The following is a 20,923-nucleotide window of genomic DNA, read 5'->3' as shown; positions in this document are numbered from 1 at the left end:
AAAAAAGTGCGGATGATGAATCCGCACTTTTTATTGTTTATGATCTAGGGGAATCTCCGCCCTAGCCTGCTTCTTCCATAAAGCCGGCTAACTGAGCCGTATCGTGGGCAATCATCAGCTCTTCATTGGTTGGAACAACCAAAACAGCCGGAGAAGAATCGGTCGGGCTGATAATACCTGAATTGCCGTAGCGTTTGTCCATATTGGCTTTGGTGTCGATGTGCAGACCTAAGAAATCCAAATAGGAAACAGTTTTAGCTCGGATATTACGCGAGTTTTCGCCGATACCGCCGGTAAACACGAGTGCATCAATGCCGCCACAAGCTACTGCCATCGAAGCAATGTATTTGGCAAGGCGGTAAGTCATCACTTCCAGAGCCAAGCGTGCGCCTTCATGGCCTTCATCCGCAGCGATTTCCAAAGAACGGCAGTCGTTGGAGAGTTCAGAAATACCGAGCAAGCCTGATTTTTTGTTCAGCATTTCATCAACTTGGGCAACATCCAAACCGGCTTGTGAAGTCAGATAGCTGTACACGCCCGGGTCGATGTCGCCGCAACGGGTACCCATCACCAAGCCTTCAATCGGCGTGAAGCCCATACTGGTGTCAACGGATTTGCCGTTTTTAATGGCGGTAATGGATGCGCCGTTGCCTAAGTGGGCAATAATCATACGGATGTCTTCCAGAGGTTTGCCCAAAATCCGTGCGGCTTCAGGGGCAACGTAACGCATGCTGGTACCGTGGAAACCGTAGCGGCGGAAAGCGTATTTTTTACGCAATTCGCGCGGAACGGCATAAGTGTAGGCACGCTCCGGCATGGTTTGGTGGAACGAAGTATCCATCACGCCGACATTGGGCAGACCCGGGAAATGCTCTTGCGCAGCCAAAATGCCGTTGATATTAGCAGGATTGTGCAGCGGAGCGAGCGGAATGCAGGCATTGAGTTCGTCCATTACTGCTTGATCGATCAAAACAGATTCGCTGTATTTTTCGCCGCCGTGGGCGATGCGGTGGCCGATGGCTTTAATGCGGTCGTGCAGGCCGTGTTTTTCAAGTTCTTTCAGCAACATACCTACTGCACCGGCGTGGTCGTTACGGCCGGTCAAGGCTGTTTGGCATTTTTTGCCGTCTTTGCTGAACGTAATGACTGCTTCGGGCGTACCCAAACGTTCGCCGAGACAGCTTAAGAGAACTTTGCCGTTTTTACGGTCGATAACAGCACCTTTGAGTGAAGAGCTGCCGCAGTTTAGAACAAGAATGAGTTGGTTGGACATGGTGTTTCTCCTTTGATTTTTGATTGTTTTTTTGGCTTCAGGCCGTCTGAAAAGAGCAAAAACATTTGAGAGCTTTTCAGATTGCCTTTGGTTTGATGTTTAGTCAGGCTTTATGCCCAACCATAATCTCCATTGCAGGTATCGCTACCTGACTAAAATCTGCTTATTTGGTTTTCAGACGGCCTTGTTTAGTGCTGCGGCCGTCTGAAAACTTAAAAGCAATCTTCCGGCACTCGGACTTGTCCTTCCATAATCACGCGTGCGCTACGGCTCATGACTGCTTTGGTGGCCGTCCATTGTCCGTCCTGACATTCGGCGGCTGCACCAACGCGCAGTGTGCCTGACGGATGGCCGAAACGGACTTCTTTACGCGCTCCGCCTCCGGCTGCAAGGTTGACCAGCGTACCGGGCACGGCGGCAGCGGTAGCGATGGCGACTGAAGCAGTACCCATCATGGCGTGGTGCAATTTGCCCATGCTCAGTGCGCGTACCAATAAATCGATGTCGGCAGCTTTGACGGTTTTGCCGCTTGAAGCGGTGTAATCGGCCGCAGGGGCGACAAAAGCGACTTTCGGAGTATGGGCGCGGGTAGCGGCTTCGGATACGTCGCTGATTAAACCCATTTTCAGCGCACCATACGCGCGGATGGTTTCAAATTTTTCCAGAGCCGCGGCATCGTTGTTGATATCGTCTTGCAACTCTTTGCCTGTATAGCCCAAATCTGCGGCATTCAGGAAAATGGTTGGAATGCCGGCATTGATAAGCGTGGCTTTCAGACGGCCTATATTCGGCACATCAATTTCATCGACCAAATTGCCGGTTGGGAACATACTGCCTTCGCCGTCGGCCGGATCAAGAAATTCGATTTGTACTTCGGCTGCCGGAAACGTTACGCCGTCAAGCTCAAAATTGCCTGTTTCCAAAACTGCGCCGTTTTGCATCGGTACATGGGCAATAATGGTTTTGCCGATGTTTTTCTGCCAAATTTTGACGGTACACAGGCCGTCTGAAGGGATTTTGTCTTTATCGACCAAGCCTTGCTCGATGGCAAATGCGCCCACGGCGGCAGTCAGATTGCCGCAGTTGCCGCTCCAATCGACAAAAGGTTTGTCGATGGAAACTTGTCCGAACAAGTAATCAACATCGTGATCGGCGCGTTCGGATTTGTCCAAAATTACGGCTTTGCTGGTGGACGAACTGGCATTGCCTAAACCGTCAATCTGTTTGCCGTAAGGGTCGGGGCTGCCGAGTACGCGCAAGAGGATTTTGTCGCGTGCCTCGCCTGCTTCCTGCGCAGCTGCCGGCAGATCGGTGCGTTTGAAGAAAATGCCTTTAGATGTACCGCCGCGGTAGTAAACGGCTGGAATTTTAATTTGCGGCATTTCGAGTTCTCCTTTGTATTTCTAGTATGGTTTTTTCAGACGGCCTCTCAAACATTCGAGGCCGTCTGAAAACCTTTTTGAGCGTAGCCCGGACATTTTGATCATGCCCGATTTACCTTACGCTGCATTTCCTTCTAAAAAGTCTTGTGCGAAACGTTGCAACACACCACCGGCTTCATATACCAATACTTCTTCTGCAGTATCGAGGCGGCAGGTAACCGGAACTTTGACAGTTTCGCCGTTTTTACGGTGAATCACGAGAGTCAGGTCGCAGCGCGGTGTGCGTTCGCCGACCACGTCGTAGGTTTCCGTACCGTCCAGTTTCAGGGTGTGGCGGTTAGTACCCGGTTTGAATTGCAGCGGCAACACGCCCATACCGATCAAGTTGGTGCGGTGGATACGCTCGAAGCCTTCGGCAACAATCGCTTCCACGCCGGCGAGGCGTACGCCTTTTGCAGCCCAGTCGCGGCTTGAGCCTTGACCGTAGTCCGCACCGGCAATGATGATGAGCGGCTGTTTGCGGTTCATATAGGTTTCGATGGCTTCCCACATGCGCATGGTTTTACCTTCGGGTTCAACGCGTGCCAGCGAACCTTGGCGTACGCTGCCGTCTTCGTTTCTCACCATTTCGTTAAACAGTTTCGGATTGGCGAAGGTTGCGCGTTGGGCGGTCAAGTGGTCGCCGCGGTGGGTTGCATAAGAGTTGAAGTCTTCTTCAGGCAAACCCATTTTCGCCAAATATTCGCCTGCGGCACTGCTGGCCAAAATCGCATTGGACGGCGAGAGGTGGTCGGTGGTGATGTTGTCGGGCAAAATCGCCAGCGGACGCATGCCTCTCAATGTGCGCTCCCCTGCCAGTGCTCCTTCCCAGTAAGGTGGGCGGCGGATATAGGTGGACATTGGACGCCAGTCGTACAGCGGGCTTGGTGCTTTTTGCGCTGTGCCGGTATCGAACATCGGAATATAAACGTCGCGGAATTGTTGCGGTTTCACATATTCGGCAACGATGGCATCGATTTCTTCATCGGTCGGCCAGATATCTTTCAGGCGGATTTCTTTGCCGTCTGCAACGCCTAGTACGTCGTTTTCAATATCGAAACGGATGCTGCCTGCCAGCGCGTAGGCAACGACCAACGGAGGCGAAGCGAGGAAAGCCTGTTTCGCATACGGATGGATACGGCCGTCAAAGTTGCGGTTGCCTGACAATACAGCGGTGGCGTACAAATCGCGGTCGATGATTTCTTTCTGGATTTTCGGATCCAGCGCGCCGCTCATGCCGTTACAGGTGGTACATGCGAAGGCAACGATACCGAAGCCGAGTTTTTCCATTTCAGGCAGCAGGCCTGCTTCTTTCAAATAGATTTCGGCTACTTTTGAACCCGGGGCAAACGAAGATTTCACCCAAGGTTTGCGTTTCAAGCCGAGGCGGTTGGCATTGCGTGCCAACAGCGCGGCGGCGACAACGTTGCGCGGATTGGAAGTATTGGTACACGAAGTAATCGCGGCAATAATCACTGCACCGTCAGGCATTTGGCCGTCTGAAGGCTCTTCGTAAGGTTTAGCCAAGCCTTTGCTGGCCAAATCGGCGGTCGCAAAACGGGCATGCGGATTACTTGGGCCTGCCATATTGCGCGTTACGCTGCTCAAATCAAATTTCAATACGCGAGGATAAACGGCGTTTTTCAAGGCATCTGCCCACAAGCCTGCGGTTTTGGCGTAGGTTTCCACCAATTTCACTTGCGCATCGTCGCGACCGGTCAGTTTCAAATAATCAATGGTTTGCTCATCAATAGCGAACATCGCAGCAGTCGCGCCGAACTCAGGGGTCATATTGGAAATGGTGGCACGGTCGCCGATGGACAGGCTTCTTGCGCCCTCGCCAAAGAATTCGACAAATGCACCAACCACGCGCTCTTTACGCAAGAATTCGGTCAGTGCCAACACGATGTCGGTGGCAGTAATGCCCGGCTGGCGTTTGCCGGTCAGCTCAACGCCGACAATATCAGGCAGACGCATCATGGAGGCACGGCCCAACATTACGGTTTCGGCTTCCAAACCGCCCACGCCTACGGAAATCACGCCCAATGAATCAACGTGCGGCGTATGTGAGTCAGTACCGACGCAGGTGTCAGGGAACGCTACACCGTTTTTGACTTGGACAACCGGAGACATTTTTTCCAAGTTGATTTGGTGCATAATGCCGTTGCCCGCCGGAATCACGTCCACATTTTCAAATGCGGTTTTTGTCCAGTTGATGAAGTGGAAACGGTCTTCGTTGCGTCGATCTTCGATTTCGCGGTTTTTACGGAAAGCATCAGGATCGTAGCCGCCGCATTCAACGGCCAGAGAGTGGTCAACGATAAGCTGGGTTTGCACCACCGGATTCACTTTGGAAGGATCGCCGCCTTTTTCGGCAATCGCATCGCGCAGTCCTGCCAAATCCACCAACGCTGTCTGACCCAGAATATCGTGACACACCACGCGCGCCGGATACCAAGGAAAGTCGATTTCCTGTTTTCCCTCAATCAGCTGGCCCAACCAGCTTTGCAGCGTAGGCAGGTCGACTTTGCCTGCGCGGTTGACCAAGTTCTCAGCCAAGATACGGCTTGTATAAGGCAGCTTGTCGTAAGAGCCTGGTTTGATGTCTTCACACGCCTGACGCGCGTCATAATATTCCAAATCCGTACCGGGCAAAGCTTTGCGGTAGCGTTGGTTGGCAGTCATGTCGGTTCTCCTAAAATCTATTCTTTTTTTGGTTTTGGGATTTCAGACGGCCCTTAATGCCGTCTGAAACCATAAATTCTGTTTTATTGCTTGTTGTCTGAAATCTATTCGCGGTATGAAAAAAAATTGCTGCTCCGCTACCATCATTCCCGTATAGACGGAAATCCAAACTTAAATCTTTCAGCACTCTTTACAGCAGAACATTTCAACTTTTGAATTTCTGCCTGTATGGGAATGACGACAGCAGAGCAGCATGTTTTCCAAACGGCCGGCTCTCTCTCTCGCATACTGCACTAGGCCGTCGAAAAACGAAAACTTAATTTATTCATTGTTTTCAAACGGCATTTCGAGATGGGGCAGGCTGGCGGCCCACCCTGCTGTTACGCGTATTAGCGGTTTTCAATCTCCACGAATGCCAAATCTTCAGGGCCTGTGTAGTTTGCGCTCGGACGGATGATTTTGCCGTCTTTGCGTTGCTCGAGAACGTGTGCGCTCCAACCGGTTGTACGGGAAATTACGAACAGCGGTGTGAACATAGCAGTCGGTACGCCCAATTTTTGGTAGGAAACGGCAGAGAACCAGTCCAGATTCGGGAACATTTTTTTCTCTTCCCACATCACGCTCTCCAAGCGTTCGGCAATGTCAAAGAGGCGCATATCGCCGGTTTCTTTGCTCAAACCGCGTGCCACTTCTTTAATAACAACGTTGCGAGGGTCGGAAATGGTGTACACCGGATGACCGAAACCGATCACGATTTCTTTGCGGCCGATGCGTTCGCGGATGTCGGCTTCAGCTTCGTCGGCATTGCGGTAGCGTTTTTGAATATCGTAAGCCACTTCGTTCGCGCCGCCGTGTTTCGGACCTTTCAACGCGCCGATGGCGCCGGTGATGCAGGAATACATATCCGAACCCGTACCGGCAATCACGCGGGCGGTGAAAGTGGAGGCGTTGAATTCATGTTCCGCATACAGAATCAGTGAAACGTGCATGGCTTTGATGTGTGATTCGCTTGGACGTTTGCCGTGCAACAGGTGCAGGAAATGACCGCCGATGGTCTCTTCGTCGCTTTCAACGTCAATGCGTTTGCCGTTGTGCGAATATTGATACCAATACAACAAGATGCTGCCGAGGCTGGCGATCAGTTTGTCGGCGATGTCGCGCGCTTCACTTTCCGGATGGCTTTCACGTTCAGGATGAACGCAACCCAGCATGGATACGCCGGTACGCATTACGTCCATCGGATGGGTATGTGCAGGCAGGCTTTCCAAAACTTTAATCACACGGATAGGCAGGCCGCGCATGGATTTGAGCTTGGTTTTATAAGCGGCCAGCTCGAATTTGTTGGGCAGATGACCGTGAATCAGCAGGTGGGCGACTTCTTCAAACTCGCATTTTTGTGCCAAATCCAAGATGTCGTAACCGCGATAGCTCAAATCGTTGCCGGTACGGCCAACGGTACACAATTCGGTATTACCGGCCGCAACGCCAGAAAGCGCAACGGATTTTTTAGGTTTGAAAGTCGGGGTTTGAGTAGTTTCAGTCATGGTATTTCTCCTTTGTATTTTTGTGGGTTTTATTTTTCAGACGGCCGATGCGGATTTGTTGAAAGGCCGTCTGAAAGCGGTTACTTATTTTTGAAACAATTTATCCAGTTTTTGCTCGAAGGCATGATAGTTCAGATGCTCGTACAGCTCGGCACGGGTTTGCATACTGTCAACCACTGCGGCCTGAGTGCCATCGCGCATAATCGCTTCGTAAACATTCAGAGCGGCTTTGCTTGCTGCGCGGAACGATGACAGCGGATACAGCACCAACGACACGCCGTTTTCAGCCAGCTCGCTTTGGGTATAAAGCGGAGTGGAACCAAACTCGGTAATGTTGGCCAATACAGGTACTTTCACTGCATCTGCAAATTGGCGGTACATTTTCAAATCGGTCATGGCTTCAGGGAAAATCATGTCTGCACCGGCTTCGACACAAGCCTGAGCACGTTCGATAGCGGCATCCAAACCTTCTACCGCCAGCGCATCGGTACGCGCCATAATCACAAAGTTCTCATCAACGCGCGCATCTACGGCAGCTTTGATACGGTCGACCATTTCATCTTTAGAAACGATGGCTTTGTTCGGACGGTGGCCGCAGCGTTTCTGCGCTACCTGATCTTCGATGTGAACCGCTGCAACACCAGCGCGTTCAAAGTTGCGGATGGTACGGGCAATATTGAATGCACCGCCCCAACCCACATCGATGTCCACCAGCAGAGGCGTATCCACGTTGTCCGTAATGCGTCGCGCGTCGATCAGCACATCTTCCATTGTGGTAATGCCCAAATCAGGGATACCGCAAGAGCAGGCTGCCACGCCGCCGCCAGACAGATAAATCGCCTTGAAACCGCTTTGGGTGGCCAATCGTGCAAAGTAAGCATTGACGCAACCGACTACGGCAAGAGGATTCGATTCTTTCACGGCTTGACGGAAACGCGCTCCGGCAGAGTGTTGACTCATCATATTTCTCCTTTATAGACTTTTTTCATCAGTATTAATCGGACGGCTCGGTTTTTTCACAACTTGAAACGAATCGTTTAAAAAGAAACAATCGTTCTAAAAACTGTTTTCAGACGGTCTGTAAAATTTCAATCATCAACCATCTGAAAATTTAAAATCAATAAATACAAATAGTTATCAAAAACAATAAATACAATAAGGCTGAAGCGGAGGTGTACGTTTTTTAATTTTTATTAATCAAAATATGAATTCGATTGGAGATACAGATATTTTAAAACCCGAAGCGTTTGTAGGAATGCGGAAACTGGATTCGGGTTGAGAGCCTTCAGACCGTCGGGACTGCCAATAAACTGGCGGCGACGGGAGCAGCAGAGATGGGAGAAAATCTATAACAAGAGAGAGTGATTTGATACAGATTCATGATGATGTTCCTTTGTAGTGCGATGTAGTTTTTATTTATGGAAACAAATTTAAAAAATAAAACAGGTCTTGTCAAACACTTTTTTCAAAAAAATTATAAAAAATTCAGTTATTAATAAACGATTTTTTTGCAACAAATGTAAAAAACGGACAGGCTGTACCACATCAAACCCTTATGTGGACTAGCTTCTGCCCGTTTTGTGCTTTTGGCTGATAGTCAGAATAATTGTAAACAATCCGTCTAAAAATAATTTATAATTGATTCATTTATAAAGAATTTTTAAATATGTCGTCTGAAAAAAATTAAAATTTTTGCCTTTAAATTTTCAGACGGCCTTTGCATGATGACTACTCTGCACTAAATACCGTCTGAAAAGTCTGTTTGCCAATGGTAATGTCGGCAGTGTAATCATGGCGGCCTTCGACGCAAAACGGCAAACGGATTTGCGCAGCCTGCCAACTTTGCGGCGATTGTTGCGTCAGGTTGTAGCGGTTGAAGCCCATGTCCATGTTTTTCATACTGAAACTGATACTGACCGCGCCCGTATTCTTCGGCACATTCTCAACCACAATATCGAAAGGCTCGTGTGTATTGATGGAGGTCGCACGCACTTTTGAACCGTCAGGCAGGACGCAGCCTTGTGTCAGACTACATTCGACTACATTCACTTTTATCTGTTGCCGCTGCCACCAATCCAAGAGCAGCAGTTTGGTCGCCGCAAATACAATCAGTAAAACAGCGGCAATCAGTAGCTTTTGATTTTTACTCATTTCAGACGGCCTCAATGTCATTATCGGTCACAACGGCGTGCGCACCCATGCTCTGCCACTGTTCGCGATAAATGGAAACCATACTTTCCGGAGCAGCTACAATTAGCGGCATAGCCACACCTTGCGCCAAAATATCGACAACTTGCTTGGCTGCCGCTTCATTCTCCACTTTCCATACGACAGCATCGGCATTTTGCGCCTGCTGCCATTGTTCGGCGTTTTCAATGATTGGCCACACGCTAGGCGCTTCTATCGGCTTGCCTTGTTGCCAATCGGAAAAATCCAGCAATACGGCAGATGCGGTTTGATGCTGAGCCGACATATACGGCACAACATGATATTCGCCCATGCTGTTTTGACCGCTCAAGCCGCTTTTCAGACGGCCTTGAAGCTGGCGCGGAATAGATAGGGAGCGTAATAATGCGCTATTGGCAGGCAACATCGGCGCAACGGTAAAATCCCCTGCCTTTTGCCATGCCCATTTCTGCCCTTCCCTCGATTGGATTTCGCCTGTCCATTGGTCGGCTTCTACCCATAAAAAATGCAGGCGTACATGTGCGTGTTCGTAGGAATGGATTTTGGTCAACCACGGAGCAGCGGCAAGGATACGGATACCGAGTTCTTCTTCAAACTCGCGTTGCAAGGCTTGAAAATCGCTTTCGCCTGCCTCAACCTTGCCGCCGGCAAATTCCCAATAACCGGCATACGGTTTACCCTCGGGGCGGGAACTGAGCAGGTAGCGGCCGTTTTTGTCGAGCAAAATTCCGGCAACCACTTGCACCAATGGACGTGTGTCTTCAGTCATCATGAGATTATTCTTATATGCGGCAGGCGGCGACACCTGCCAATTTATGCGTAAAAAAACGATGTCGGGCCCATACGCCCGACTTTTAACAAATATCTAATCCTTCAGGCCGTCTGAAAAGGATTTTATCTTTCAGAATACTTAAATCCGGCCTTATTTTTCCGCAATGACAAAAGCCATAACGGTATCCTCTTCATCGCTCATACTGAGATGGCAGCTTCGGATGCCCTGTTCTTCCAGCCATTTGGTCAAAACCGGCGCAAAAAACAATTCAGGTTTGCCCAATGCGTCATGTCCGACACCGATATTGCGGAAAGACACCACTCCGCGTATGCCCGTACCGACGGCTTTGGCAAAAGCCTCTTTGGCGGCAAAGCGTTTGGCAAGATAGTTGACCGGTTTGCCTGCCTGCGGAAACTCCAACAGCTCTTCCGGGCTGAGAATGCGTTGCGCAAATGCCAGTCCGAATTTTTTGTTCAGGCGGATAATGCGTTTGAGGGAAACAATGTCTGTACCTATTCCGTAAATCATGGGTCTGCTCCTTGTTTAAAAATAGTCAGGCCGTCTGAAAGTGTGGATACCGGCCAAAGCAAACCGCTTTAGCCTGTATGGCTGATGCCGTTAAGGCAGCATTCTTGCTCTGAACATGACTTCCTTCATCTGACGGACAGCTTCAGGCAGGCCGAGGAAGAGTGCTTGGGAAATCAGCGAATGGCCGATGTTCAACTCGCGGATGGCGAGAATTTGAGCGATCGGCGTAACATTGTGAATGGTCAGGCCGTGTCCGGCGTTGACGACCAAACCCAAATCGCTGGCGTAATGCGCACCGTTTTGAATGCGCTCGAATTGTTTCATCTGCTCGGCGTAGCTGTGCGCATCGGCATATGCACCGGTGTGCAATTCGATAACGGGCGCGCCGACATCATAAGCGGCCTGGATTTGCGCGTTGTCGGCATCGATAAACAAGGACACGCGGATACCTGCGTCGGTCAAAATTTTGGTGAACTCAGCCACTTTATCCTGTTGCGCCAATACGTCCAAACCGCCTTCGGTAGTTACTTCTTGACGTTTTTCAGGCACGAGGCACACATCTTCCGGCATGACGTTGAGCGCGTTTTCCAGCATTTCTTCCGTCAGCGCCATTTCCAAATTCAGACGCGTGCGGATGACGTTTTTAACGGCGAACACGTCCGCATCTTTAATATGGCGGCGGTCTTCACGCAAGTGCATGGTAATCAAATCTGCGCCGTGGGTTTCTGCAATCAGCGCCGCTTCGACAGGGCTGGGATAAATCGTACCGCGCGCATTGCGGACGGTGGCAATATGGTCGATATTTACGCCTAACAACATAATAATGTCCTTTCATTAAGGTTTCAGACGGCCTGAGTCATTACCTATCAAAGGCCGTCTGAAAAAATTCAACTGCCCAAGCCAAACTGTTGCAACTGCTGCAAAACCTGTCTTGATTTGATGCCTTCAGGCAGAAGGTTGTCAATCAAAAGCCGCGTTACTTTCAAAGCCTGCCCCAGACTTTCCTGATGAACGAAACTGCCTTCCCTCAAATCGATTAAGGTCGCACCCAATACGGCAACGCCCTTATTAAGCGCATGGAAACGGTCAGCCTCGGCCAGGGGAACCACAGCTTCTTCAGGCGTGAGCCAATATGTTTCTTCTCCATTGATTTCATTGCCGTTGCCGTCATGGAACAAATCGGGGGCAAAGCCCAATCGTGTCAGCAGCGTCCATTCAAAACGGCGCAAAGCGGCTATGTGGTTGGCCTCGCAACAAATGGTTTTCATGGTTTCCGCCAAAACATCGTAAAGCTCGGGCAACGGGTCTTCGCGGACGGTCAACTTCAGCATCAACTCGTTCACATACAATCCGCTGAACAAAGCCCTGCCCTGCGGCTGCGGCCAACCGCCTATCCATTCGGCGCGATGCAGAGTCTTCAACTCTTGCGAGCCATACCAAGACGCGCTCACCGGCACAAACGGCACCAATACGCCGCGCAATTCACTCTGTCGTTTACGCGCGCTTCTGGCCAACAAAGCCACCCGTCCATAACGGCGGCTGAAAGCCTCCACCCACAAGCTGCTCTCGCGCCAAGGGGCGGAAGCAAGCAGAAAGACAGGTTCGTGGTTGATGCGGTTTGGTTGCGCCATAAGGGTTTGGAAAGATAAAGATTGTGTCGATTATAACGGAAAATCGATGCAAAAAGGCCGTCTAAAAGTCCGCCTTCTATAAAGGCCGTCTAAAAACCTTTATAATCCGTTTTGAATGAACAACCGACTTTCCTGTGTTTATGCCGAAATTCCCTTTTAAATCTGCCCTTTCCCTGCTCTCCGCAGCCCTATTATCCGCCTGTTCGCTGGTGAAATATCAGCCTGTTGCCAGTATTGATACGGTCGACCTGCAACGCGGCTACCGCTTTGAAACCAGCCGGCTTCAGCACAACGATGAAGACGATACGCTTATTGTGTTGATGTTCTCCGGCGGTGGTACGCACGCGGCGGCCTTGGGTTATGGCGTGTTGGAGCAGCTTCATAAGCAGCAGATTACTATCGGAGGCAAAAAACAGTCTTTGATGTCGAATGTCGATGTAGTGGTCGGCGTATCCGGCGGCTCGGTTTTGGCAGCTTATTTTGCACTCAAGGGCGAAGAAACCATTCCCTTGTTTTATAAACGTTTCCTACACCAAAACTTCCAACGCCAAGTCGTCAAACAAGCGTTTTCCATGTCCAACCTGCCCCGACTGGCCTCGCCTGAATACGGACGCGGCGATCTGTTGCAGGAGCAGTTTGAAAACTACCTTTTCGGCAAAACCACTTTCCGCGATTTGGAAAAAAATGCCAAGGGCCCGTTTGCCATCATTTCCGCCACCGATATGGGCATAGGCGAGCGTTTCAATTTCACGCAGGAATATTTCGACCCGATGTGTATCGACTTGGGCGACTTGCGACTTGCCCGCGCCGTCGCCGCATCCAGTTCCGTCCCCATGGTCTTTGCACCGATCACCCTAAACAACAACGGCGGACGCTGCAACTACACGCCGCCGATCAAAATCGAAGATGCAGACGACAGCGAAACAGGCAGACAACAAAGCCGCACCATAAAAGAATTTTACGAGCGCTTCCAAAAATACGCAGACGGGAAAAACCGACCCTACATCCACCTGATAGACGGCGGCCTGACCGACAATCTGGGTATGCGTAGCCTTTTGGATATGACGGAAATGTACCCGGAAAAAATCCTGACAAACAAAATCCTGCAAAACAACATCCGCCATATCGTCGTCATCAACGTCAATGCGCAAAACCAAGTCAGCAGCAATTTGGACAAAACTGCGGCCGTTCCCGGTTTCCGCGACGTCGTCTCCTCCATCGTCAATATCCCCATTGACCAAAACTCGCAAGAATCCCTGCGCCGTTTCCGTGCCTTCGTCGATCAGTGGAATAAAGACAAACAAACCGACGGCATCAGCTTCTCCTTCGTCAGCCTCAACCTCAAAGACCTCCCTCCTTCCGAGTTGAGGGAAAAAGTATTGAACATTCCGACCAGTTTTTATCTGCCACCAGAAGATGTGGACAACCTGCGCACCGCCGCGGCCGAACTGATGAAGCAGTCGCTGGACTATCGCAACCTGCTGGCAGAATTTGCGGCACACCCCAATCCAGACACCATCTTCGCAGCCCCGCCTCTGGATGAACAAGAGTTCAAGCCATTGAACGAAAAGAAAAAGCAGTAACAAACTGTTCCATAAAGTATTGCTCTGTTAAAATAGACAAATAGATTTCAACCCCTTCAGACGGCCTCAGAGATAAAGGCCGTCTGAAAAAATATCAAAAACAGAATACAACCATGACCGAAAAAACCACGCCTATCGTTACCGATATTGACCGCCCTATTCTCGTTCCGCCCGGCGGCCATAAAAAAGTCCTGCTGCATTCCTGCTGCGCCCCATGTTCCGGCGAAGTGATGGAAGCCATGCTTGCCAGCGGCATCGAATACACCATTTATTTTTACAACCCCAATATCCATCCACACAAAGAATATATGTTGCGCAAAGAAGAAAATATGCGCTTTGCGGACAAATTTGGCATCCCTTTTGTCGATAAAGACGATGACTACGAAAACGACCGTAAAGAATGGTTCGCCAAAGCCAAAGGCATGGAATTCGAACCCGAACGCGGTATCCGCTGCACCATGTGTTTCGACATGCGTTTTGAAAAAGCGGCGCAATACGCCCATGAAAACGGCTTTCATGTCTTCACCAGCTCACTGGGCATTTCACGCTGGAAAGACATGAAACAAATTAACGGCTGCGGCCATCGCGCTGCCGAGCCGTACGATGACTTGGTTTATTGGGATTTCAACTGGCGCAAAGGCGGCGGCAGCGCACGCATGATTGAAATCAGCAAGCGCGAGCATTTCTACCAACAAGAATATTGCGGTTGCGCCTACTCCCTGCGTGACTCCAATGCCCACCGCAAATCGCAAGGCCGCATCCCCATCAAGCTGGGCGTGTTGTATTACGGTGATGAATCCACCCAATACGAGCCTCAAGCCGAAAACAAAATCATTGTTGAGAAATAAATATCAAAGGCCGTCTGAAACATTCAGACGGCCTTTGTTTAAATCAGACGATTAACGGCGGCGGAATTTGCCGTGATCAAAATCATCAAATGCCTGATAAGCAGCTTGGCATTGAATTTTTTGCTCGGCATAAGACAAACCGCGGAACGCTTTTGCCGCTTTACGGTTTTCCCTCAACTCGGCCTTATTGCCTTTGTAGCGATACCAAGCGGCACGGCGCTCAAGGTATCTCTTACAAGCAGGATGCAATTTGTTTTTCTTTGCCTGCTGGTGTTTGCTCACATGATGGCCATGCGGTTTGGCCGCAACTTCGGCAGAATAAGTACCCAAGCTCAATACGGCAACCGCCGTCAGTGCGGAACCTAAATTTTTCAACATTAACATGATTCGCCTCCTAAATAGTTTTTCCATTATATGTTTCGCCAGGGCACCGGCAAAACGCCCATTTTTTACATGACAAAAATGTGGTTAATTACTACATCATACTACTTGCTTTGCAAAATTTAACACTCCTTCCATTTAGACGAAACCTGAATATAAATTTCTTTATTTCATAAGCCTCTAGCCAATGTCTGGCAAAATGTGATGCAAACGCAAAATAATGCCAAATCGCCACAAAGCCACATAAAATCTAGTTTAAGCCTCCCATCCCCTAATCCACACCCCGAAAAAAGCGCATTGTCAAGTCTAGTTAAACAAAGAAAAATACATTATATTGTGCCGTTCAAAGCAATCACATACCGTATCTTGTGTTTTTTAATGGGAAGACTGAACAATGAATGCAGCAACGAATATTAAAGTAACCAAACGCGACGGACGCTTGGAAGATATCAATTTAGACAAAATCCACCGTGTTGTTACTTGGGCGGCGGAAGGCTTACAAAACGTCTCCGTATCGCAAGTCGAGCTCAAATCACATATTCAGTTTTACAACGGTATCCGTACCGACGACATCCATGAAACCATCATCAAGGCCGCGGCCGACCTGATCTCACAAGATACGCCTGATTATCAATATCTGGCCGCCCGCCTCGCCATTTTCCATCTGCGTAAAATCGCTTATGGCGAATTCGAACCGCCCCACCTCTACGATCACGTTAAAAAACTGACCGAAGCAGGTAAATACGACCGCCACATCATCGCAGATTACAGCCGCGAAGAATTCGACGAGCTGAATGCCTATATCGACCACAGCCGCGATATGACCTTCTCTTATGCAGCCGTAAAACAGCTGGAAGGCAAATATCTGGTTCAAAACCGCGTTACCCGCCAAATTTATGAAACGCCGCAGTTCTTATATATTTTGGTCGCCATGTGTCTCTTCAGCAAATATCCGAAAGAGACCCGTTTGGATTACGTCAAACGCTTTTACGATGCCGTTTCCACATTCAAAGTATCGCTGCCTACACCTATCATGAGCGGCGTGCGTACGCCTACCCGTCAATTCTCAAGCTGCGTGTTGATTGAATGCGACGACAGCCTTGACTCCATCAACGCCACCACCAGCGCGATTGTGAAATACGTTTCCCAACGAGCAGGCATCGGCATCAACGCCGGCCGTATCCGTGGCTTGGGTAGTGAAATCCGTGGCGGCGAAGCACAACACACCGGTTGTATCCCATTCTTCAAAATGTTCCAAGCGGCGGTTAAATCCTGCTCGCAAGGCGGCGTACGCGGTGGCGCGGCAACCTTGTTCTACCCATTGTGGCACATCGAAGCCGAAAGCCTGTTGGTATTGAAAAACAACCGCGGCGTAGAAGACAACCGTATCCGCCAACTGGACTACGGCGTGCAAATCAACCGTCTGCTGTACACCCGCTTGATCAAAGGCGGCAATATTACCCTGTTCTCGCCGAATGAAGTTCCGGGTTTGTATGATGCCTTCTTCGCCGATCAAGACGAATTCGAGCGCCTCTACACTCAATACGAGCAAGATCCAAACATCCGCAAACGTACTTTGCCGGCAACAGAATTGTTCTCTACCCTGATGCAGGAGCGCGCCGGTACCGGTCGAATCTACATCCAAAACGTTGACCACTGCAACACGCACAGCCCGTTTGATCCACACGTTGCGCCTGTTCATCAGTCCAACTTGTGTATGGAAATCGCCCTGCCGACCAAGCCTTTGGATAACATCAACGATCCGAACGGCGAAATTGCCTTGTGTACCTTGTCTGCCTTCAACTTGGGCGCATTGAACAACTTGGACGAACTGGAAGAGCTTGCCGATTTGACCGTACGCGCACTTGATGCCCTGTTGGATTATCAAGACTATCCGGTTGCAGCAGCACGCACCGCAACCATGAACCGCCGCACGCTTGGTATCGGCGTCATCAACTACGCCTACTATCTGGCGAAAAACGGCGTACGTTACAGCGACGATTCCGCGCTCGGCCTGACCCACCGTACCTTTGAAGCCATGCAGTATTACCTGCTCAAAGCATCGGTAAACCTTGCCAAAGAATACGGCGCATGCCCGCTCTTCAACCAAACCGTTTATTCGCAAGGCAAACTGCCTATCGACACCTACAAAAAAGACTTGGACGCCGTGTGCAGCGAGCCTTTGCATTACGACTGGGAAAGCCTGCGCGCTGGCATCGTCAAATACGGCCTGCGCAACTCTACCCTGACCGCACTCATGCCGTCTGAAACCAGCTCGCAAATTGCCAACGCCACCAACGGCATCGAGCCTCCACGTGGCCTGGTCAGCGTTAAAGCATCAAAAGACGGTATTTTGAAACAAGTCGTACCGGAATTTGAAACCCTGAAAGATGCCTACGAAACCCTGTGGCAGCTTCCGGGTAACGAAGGCTACCTGAAACTCGTCGGTGTAATGCAAAAATTTGTCGATCAATCGATTTCCGCCAATACCGCCTACGACCCGAACAAATTTGAAGGCAGCAAAGTTTCCATGAAACAAATGCTCAAAGACCTGCTGACCGCCTATAAATACGGCGTCAAAACCCTGTACTACCACAACACCCGTGATGGCGCAGACGATACGCAGACCGATATTCAAGATGACGGCTGTTCGGGCGGGGCTTGTAAGATTTAAAATAGGCTGATTTTTGAAATATATCCAAGGCTTCTAGATAGTAGAAGGCTTTAAGGATTTTCTTAAATTAAAACCTACTACTATATGAAGCTAAGTTGTTATTTTCCAGAAAAGGAAAAATATGGATGCCATTTGGTCATTCTTAGCTGAATATAAATTTTATGTATTTATTAGTGTTCTTTTAGTCTTCGCTATTTTAGGATGGCACTTTATTGATAAAATTCAACATGTTTCATATGGTGAATTAACAATTAATAGAAAAGTCGACTAATTTTTAAAAAGAGAGACATTATGTCCTGCGAACACCTAACCATGTCATACAGCACCTTTTCCAAAACCAAAAACGACGCGCTGAAAGAGCCGATGTTTTTTGGTCAACCGGTAAATGTCGCCCGTTATGACCAGCAGAAATACGAAGTATTTGAAAAACTGATCGAAAAACAATTGTCTTTCTTCTGGCGTCCGGAAGAAATCGACGTGTCGCGCGACCGTATTGACTACGCCAATCTGCCCGAACATGAAAAACATATTTTCATCAGCAATCTGAAATACCAAACCCTGCTCGATTCGATCCAAGGCCGCAGCCCGAATGTCGCGTTCTTGCCTTTGGTGTCTATTCCCGAGCTGGAAACTTGGATTGAAACGTGGAGCTTCAGCGAAACCATCCACTCGCGCAGCTACACTCATATCATCCGCAATATCGTAAATGATCCGTCAGTCGTGTTCGATGATATTGTGCAAAACAAATACATCATCGCCCGTGCTGAAGACATTGCCTGCTATTACGATGATTTGATTGAATACACCCAATATTACAATCTGTTGGGCGAAGGTTCACACAATGTCGGCGGCAAGCTTGTTACCGTGTCTTTACGTGAGCTGAAGAAAAAACTCTATCTCTGCCTGATGTGCGTTAATGTATTGGAAGCCATCCGCTTCTACGTTTCATTTGCCTGCTCGTTCGCCTTTGCCGAGCGCGAATTGATGGAAGGCAACGCCAAAATCATCAAGCTGATTGCCCGCGATGAAGCACTGCATTTAACCAGCACCCAGCATATGCTGAACCTGATGCGTGCCGGTGCCGATGATCCTGAAATGGCTGAAATTGCAAATGAATTACAGGACGAGTGTTTCAATCTCTTCAAAAAAGCAGCCGAGCAGGAAAAAGAATGGGCGGCATATCTGTTTAAAGACGGTTCCATGATTGGCCTGAATAAAGAAATTTTGGCTCAATACGTTGAATATATTACCAATCTGCGCATGCAGGCGGTTGGCCTTCCTGCTGGATTTGAAGGTGCGACTCAAAATCCGATTCCTTGGATTAACGCATGGCTGTCTTCTGACAATGTACAGGTTGCGCCGCAGGAAGTAGAAATTTCCTCTTACCTGATTGGTCAGATTGATTCGGAAGTCAATGCCGACGATTTGGGCGATTTCGAGCTGTAATCGAACATTCGGTTTTATGATCAAGGCCGTCTGAACGGTGTGGCAGAAATCTTTGATTTCGTCTTTACACCGTTTCAGACGGCCTTTCCAATCCAAACAAATCATATGGCACTCATCAGCACACACGACAAAACCTTCCAACTCCAACAAGGCGAAACCTTATTGGAGGGCTTGGAGCGCACCGGTCACGAGGTTGAATACCAATGTCGCAGCGGTTATTGCGGTTCATGCCGGGTCAAAATCTTGGATGGAAAAGTCTCTTATGATAATTTTCCGCTCGCTTTTGTCGCGCCCGGAGAAATTTTGCCGTGTTGCTGTCGGGTTACTGAAGACATCAAGCTCGATTGTCGGGAGCGCATCAAAGAGCCGGACTTATTTGATGTCGATTTATTTGAAGATAAATAAAAAATGCCGTCTGAACATTGTGGCCGAAATCTTTGATTTCATTTCCACCGTTCAGACGGCATTTTGTATGGTCAAGCTTACTTACGTTCGCCAACCGGCAAAACCGTCTTGCCGAAAGATTCGTTGATGACTTCTGCCGCTGCCAAGTAGAACGCACCAAGTGCAGTTACCAAGCCTAAGCAACCGCCGATATGGACGATGCTATGATTTTCCATGCCATCGCCAATACCCAATGCAAAGAAAGTCAGTGTCAAGCAAAAGAAAATACCGCTCAATACTTTAGGCTTGGTCAAGGTGGCCACAAACATCATTAGCGAAAACATACCCCATGCGCAGAGATACCAACCGATAAATGCCGGGGCTGTTTCACCTTTAAAAAAGATGGTAAACAAAGCCCATGTCCACCAGAAGGCGCCATAGCTGATAAAAGCGGTAAAGCCAAACGTATTACCTTTCTTGAACTCAAACATGCCGGCAATAACTTGGGCGATACCACCAAAGGCGAGAGCCATGCCCAAAACTAAGCCGACACCCTCTTGAGCAGTAAAAAAGCCGCCGTTAATCAGGCTGAGCAACCAAGTTGTCAATGCAAAGCCACACAGGCCTACTGGACCTGGATTCGCCAGGTTTTCTTTAGTAGTAGTCATTTTATTTCTCCTCTGGTTATTAAAATAGGAAACCCATTGTTACCTATTTTATTTAAAATTAAAAGAAATAAATTTAAAAAAATCAGGCCATCTGAAAAATATTTTTCAGACGGCCTTGAATATTAATAATTAAACTATCCCAAAATTGCCAAGATTTTCCTTAATTCGTTGGCATCAATTTGGCCGGGGGCCGACGTTTTTTGTGCCGCACCAAAGGTAACGGCCGAGCCGAAAGTCGAGCCGGCCAAGCGACTGACAGCTCCGATTTTACCCATAGACATAGTAATAATCGGGCGGTCGATAATTTGTGAAACATCATATGTTGCCTGTAATAAGGTCAATACATCTTGCGACGATTGCGGCATCACGGCAATTTTGCAGATATTCGCGCCCCACTCGGCCATTGTTTTCAGACGGCCTGTAATATCTACCAAAGACGGCGTGGCTTGAAAATCGTGATTGCAAAGCAAGGCGGCAGTTTGATGTTCATGTGCCAAAGCTATGGTTTGTTTTACGCCATTTTCCTCGGCAAAAAGCTCAATGTCGATCATATCAGCTTGTTTGGAACGGATGATTTTTTCCAATAATTCAAAATAATAGTCATCCGAACAAGGTGTATTGCCGCCCTCTTGCGCCCTTCTAAACGTAAACAGTAAAGGCTTGTCAGGAAAAGCCTGTCGGACAATGCCTAATTGTTCGGTAATAAAATCGGCATCAAGCGCTTCTTGAAAAAAATCTGCACGAAATTCAATAATGTCAAAAGCCGTCTCTTTCAATACGCGCAAAGCCTGCTCCAATTCCTGCGTATTGGCGGCCACCAGCGGCACGGCAATTTTAGGCAGGCCTTTGCCGATCTCGATATTTTTGATGATGACAGGTTTCATATTGTTCCTTTTTG

General features: G+C 49.0%; 18 protein-coding genes. 5 read left to right on the top strand and 13 right to left on the bottom strand.

The window, feature by feature from the left end; all coding sequences use genetic code 11:
• Nucleotides 1–61: 61 nt before the first annotated feature.
• The 10 genes from ACTHUR_RS02980 to recO all read right to left on the bottom strand — a co-directional run bounded on the left by ACTHUR_RS02980 (nt 62) and on the right by recO (nt 12,041).
• The gene (locus tag ACTHUR_RS02980; RefSeq protein WP_004520375.1) at nt 62–1,273 is read right to left on the bottom strand and encodes an acetate kinase; all 1,212 of its coding nucleotides are present in this window, start codon (nt 1,271–1,273) and stop codon (nt 62–64) included.
• 212 nt (nt 1,274–1,485) lie between these two features.
• Nucleotides 1,486–2,655: a 2-methylaconitate cis-trans isomerase PrpF gene (gene prpF / locus ACTHUR_RS02975; RefSeq protein ID WP_004520374.1), complete on the bottom strand. Its 1,170-nt coding sequence runs from the start codon at nt 2,653–2,655 to the stop codon at nt 1,486–1,488.
• Between the two features lie 117 nt (nt 2,656–2,772).
• Complete coding sequence (acnD, locus tag ACTHUR_RS02970; protein ID WP_070695614.1) at nt 2,773–5,379, bottom strand: Fe/S-dependent 2-methylisocitrate dehydratase AcnD; 2,607 nt, start codon at nt 5,377–5,379, stop codon at nt 2,773–2,775.
• 389 nt (nt 5,380–5,768) lie between these two features.
• Nucleotides 5,769–6,923 carry a bifunctional 2-methylcitrate synthase/citrate synthase gene (prpC, locus tag ACTHUR_RS02965; protein ID WP_070695615.1) on the bottom strand — a complete coding sequence of 385 codons (1,155 nt, stop codon included), beginning with the start codon at nt 6,921–6,923 and terminating at the stop codon, nt 5,769–5,771.
• A gap of 84 nt (nt 6,924–7,007) precedes the next feature.
• Nucleotides 7,008–7,883 (bottom strand): methylisocitrate lyase, encoded by an 876-nt coding sequence (gene prpB, locus ACTHUR_RS02960; RefSeq protein WP_039862334.1) that lies wholly within the window; start codon nt 7,881–7,883, stop codon nt 7,008–7,010.
• 768 nt (nt 7,884–8,651) lie between these two features.
• Nucleotides 8,652–9,074, bottom strand: a complete 423-nt coding sequence (locus ACTHUR_RS02955) for a hypothetical protein (protein ID WP_107769054.1) — start codon at nt 9,072–9,074, stop codon at nt 8,652–8,654.
• 1 nt (nt 9,075) lies between these two features.
• Entirely contained in the window at nt 9,076–9,879 is an 804-nt protein-coding gene (locus ACTHUR_RS02950) for an NUDIX domain-containing protein (RefSeq protein WP_199904675.1), read from the bottom strand.
• A 153-nt stretch (nt 9,880–10,032) separates the two neighbouring features.
• Nucleotides 10,033–10,410 (bottom strand): holo-ACP synthase, encoded by a 378-nt coding sequence (gene acpS, locus ACTHUR_RS02945; RefSeq protein WP_107769052.1) that lies wholly within the window; start codon nt 10,408–10,410, stop codon nt 10,033–10,035.
• 90 nt (nt 10,411–10,500) lie between these two features.
• Nucleotides 10,501–11,229, bottom strand: a complete 729-nt coding sequence (gene pdxJ, locus ACTHUR_RS02940) for a pyridoxine 5'-phosphate synthase (RefSeq protein WP_107769051.1) — start codon at nt 11,227–11,229, stop codon at nt 10,501–10,503.
• A 68-nt stretch (nt 11,230–11,297) separates the two neighbouring features.
• The gene (gene recO, locus ACTHUR_RS02935; protein ID WP_107769050.1) at nt 11,298–12,041 is read right to left on the bottom strand and encodes a DNA repair protein RecO; all 744 of its coding nucleotides are present in this window, start codon (nt 12,039–12,041) and stop codon (nt 11,298–11,300) included.
• Between the two features lie 140 nt (nt 12,042–12,181).
• On the opposite strand from recO, the gene ACTHUR_RS02930 reads away from it, so the two are divergent.
• The gene (locus ACTHUR_RS02930) at nt 12,182–13,624 is read left to right on the top strand and encodes a patatin-like phospholipase family protein (protein WP_440361111.1); all 1,443 of its coding nucleotides are present in this window, start codon (nt 12,182–12,184) and stop codon (nt 13,622–13,624) included.
• Between the two features lie 113 nt (nt 13,625–13,737).
• A complete protein-coding gene (locus tag ACTHUR_RS02925) occupies nt 13,738–14,472 on the top strand; it encodes an epoxyqueuosine reductase QueH (RefSeq protein WP_004520363.1) in 735 nt (244 codons plus the stop codon).
• A gap of 51 nt (nt 14,473–14,523) precedes the next feature.
• Here ACTHUR_RS02925 and ACTHUR_RS02920 read toward each other — a convergent pair whose 3' ends face one another.
• Complete coding sequence (locus ACTHUR_RS02920; RefSeq protein ID WP_039862332.1) at nt 14,524–14,856, bottom strand: hypothetical protein; 333 nt, start codon at nt 14,854–14,856, stop codon at nt 14,524–14,526.
• Between the two features lie 391 nt (nt 14,857–15,247).
• On the opposite strand from ACTHUR_RS02920, the gene nrdA reads away from it, so the two are divergent.
• From nrdA to yfaE, 3 genes are all read left to right on the top strand, one after another.
• The gene (gene nrdA, locus ACTHUR_RS02915; RefSeq protein WP_004520361.1) at nt 15,248–17,527 is read left to right on the top strand and encodes a class 1a ribonucleoside-diphosphate reductase subunit alpha; all 2,280 of its coding nucleotides are present in this window, start codon (nt 15,248–15,250) and stop codon (nt 17,525–17,527) included.
• Nucleotides 17,528–17,839: 312 nt separating this feature from the next.
• Nucleotides 17,840–18,973 carry a class Ia ribonucleoside-diphosphate reductase subunit beta gene (nrdB, locus tag ACTHUR_RS02910; protein WP_004520359.1) on the top strand — a complete coding sequence of 378 codons (1,134 nt, stop codon included), beginning with the start codon at nt 17,840–17,842 and terminating at the stop codon, nt 18,971–18,973.
• Nucleotides 18,974–19,078: 105 nt separating this feature from the next.
• Nucleotides 19,079–19,378: a class I ribonucleotide reductase maintenance protein YfaE gene (gene yfaE / locus ACTHUR_RS02905; protein ID WP_003686421.1), complete on the top strand. Its 300-nt coding sequence runs from the start codon at nt 19,079–19,081 to the stop codon at nt 19,376–19,378.
• A gap of 77 nt (nt 19,379–19,455) precedes the next feature.
• Here yfaE and ACTHUR_RS02900 read toward each other — a convergent pair whose 3' ends face one another.
• Nucleotides 19,456–20,025, bottom strand: a complete 570-nt coding sequence (locus ACTHUR_RS02900) for an acetate uptake transporter (RefSeq protein WP_004520357.1) — start codon at nt 20,023–20,025, stop codon at nt 19,456–19,458.
• Nucleotides 20,026–20,159: 134 nt separating this feature from the next.
• The gene (gene aroD, locus ACTHUR_RS02895) at nt 20,160–20,909 is read right to left on the bottom strand and encodes a type I 3-dehydroquinate dehydratase (protein ID WP_004520356.1); all 750 of its coding nucleotides are present in this window, start codon (nt 20,907–20,909) and stop codon (nt 20,160–20,162) included.
• Between the last annotated feature and the right edge of the window lie 14 nt (nt 20,910–20,923).

Source organism: Neisseria sp. P0021.S007, from assembly GCF_051956855.1.
The sequence above is the reverse complement of the archived record's forward strand: the minus strand, read 5'-3'. Positions and strand labels throughout refer to the sequence as shown.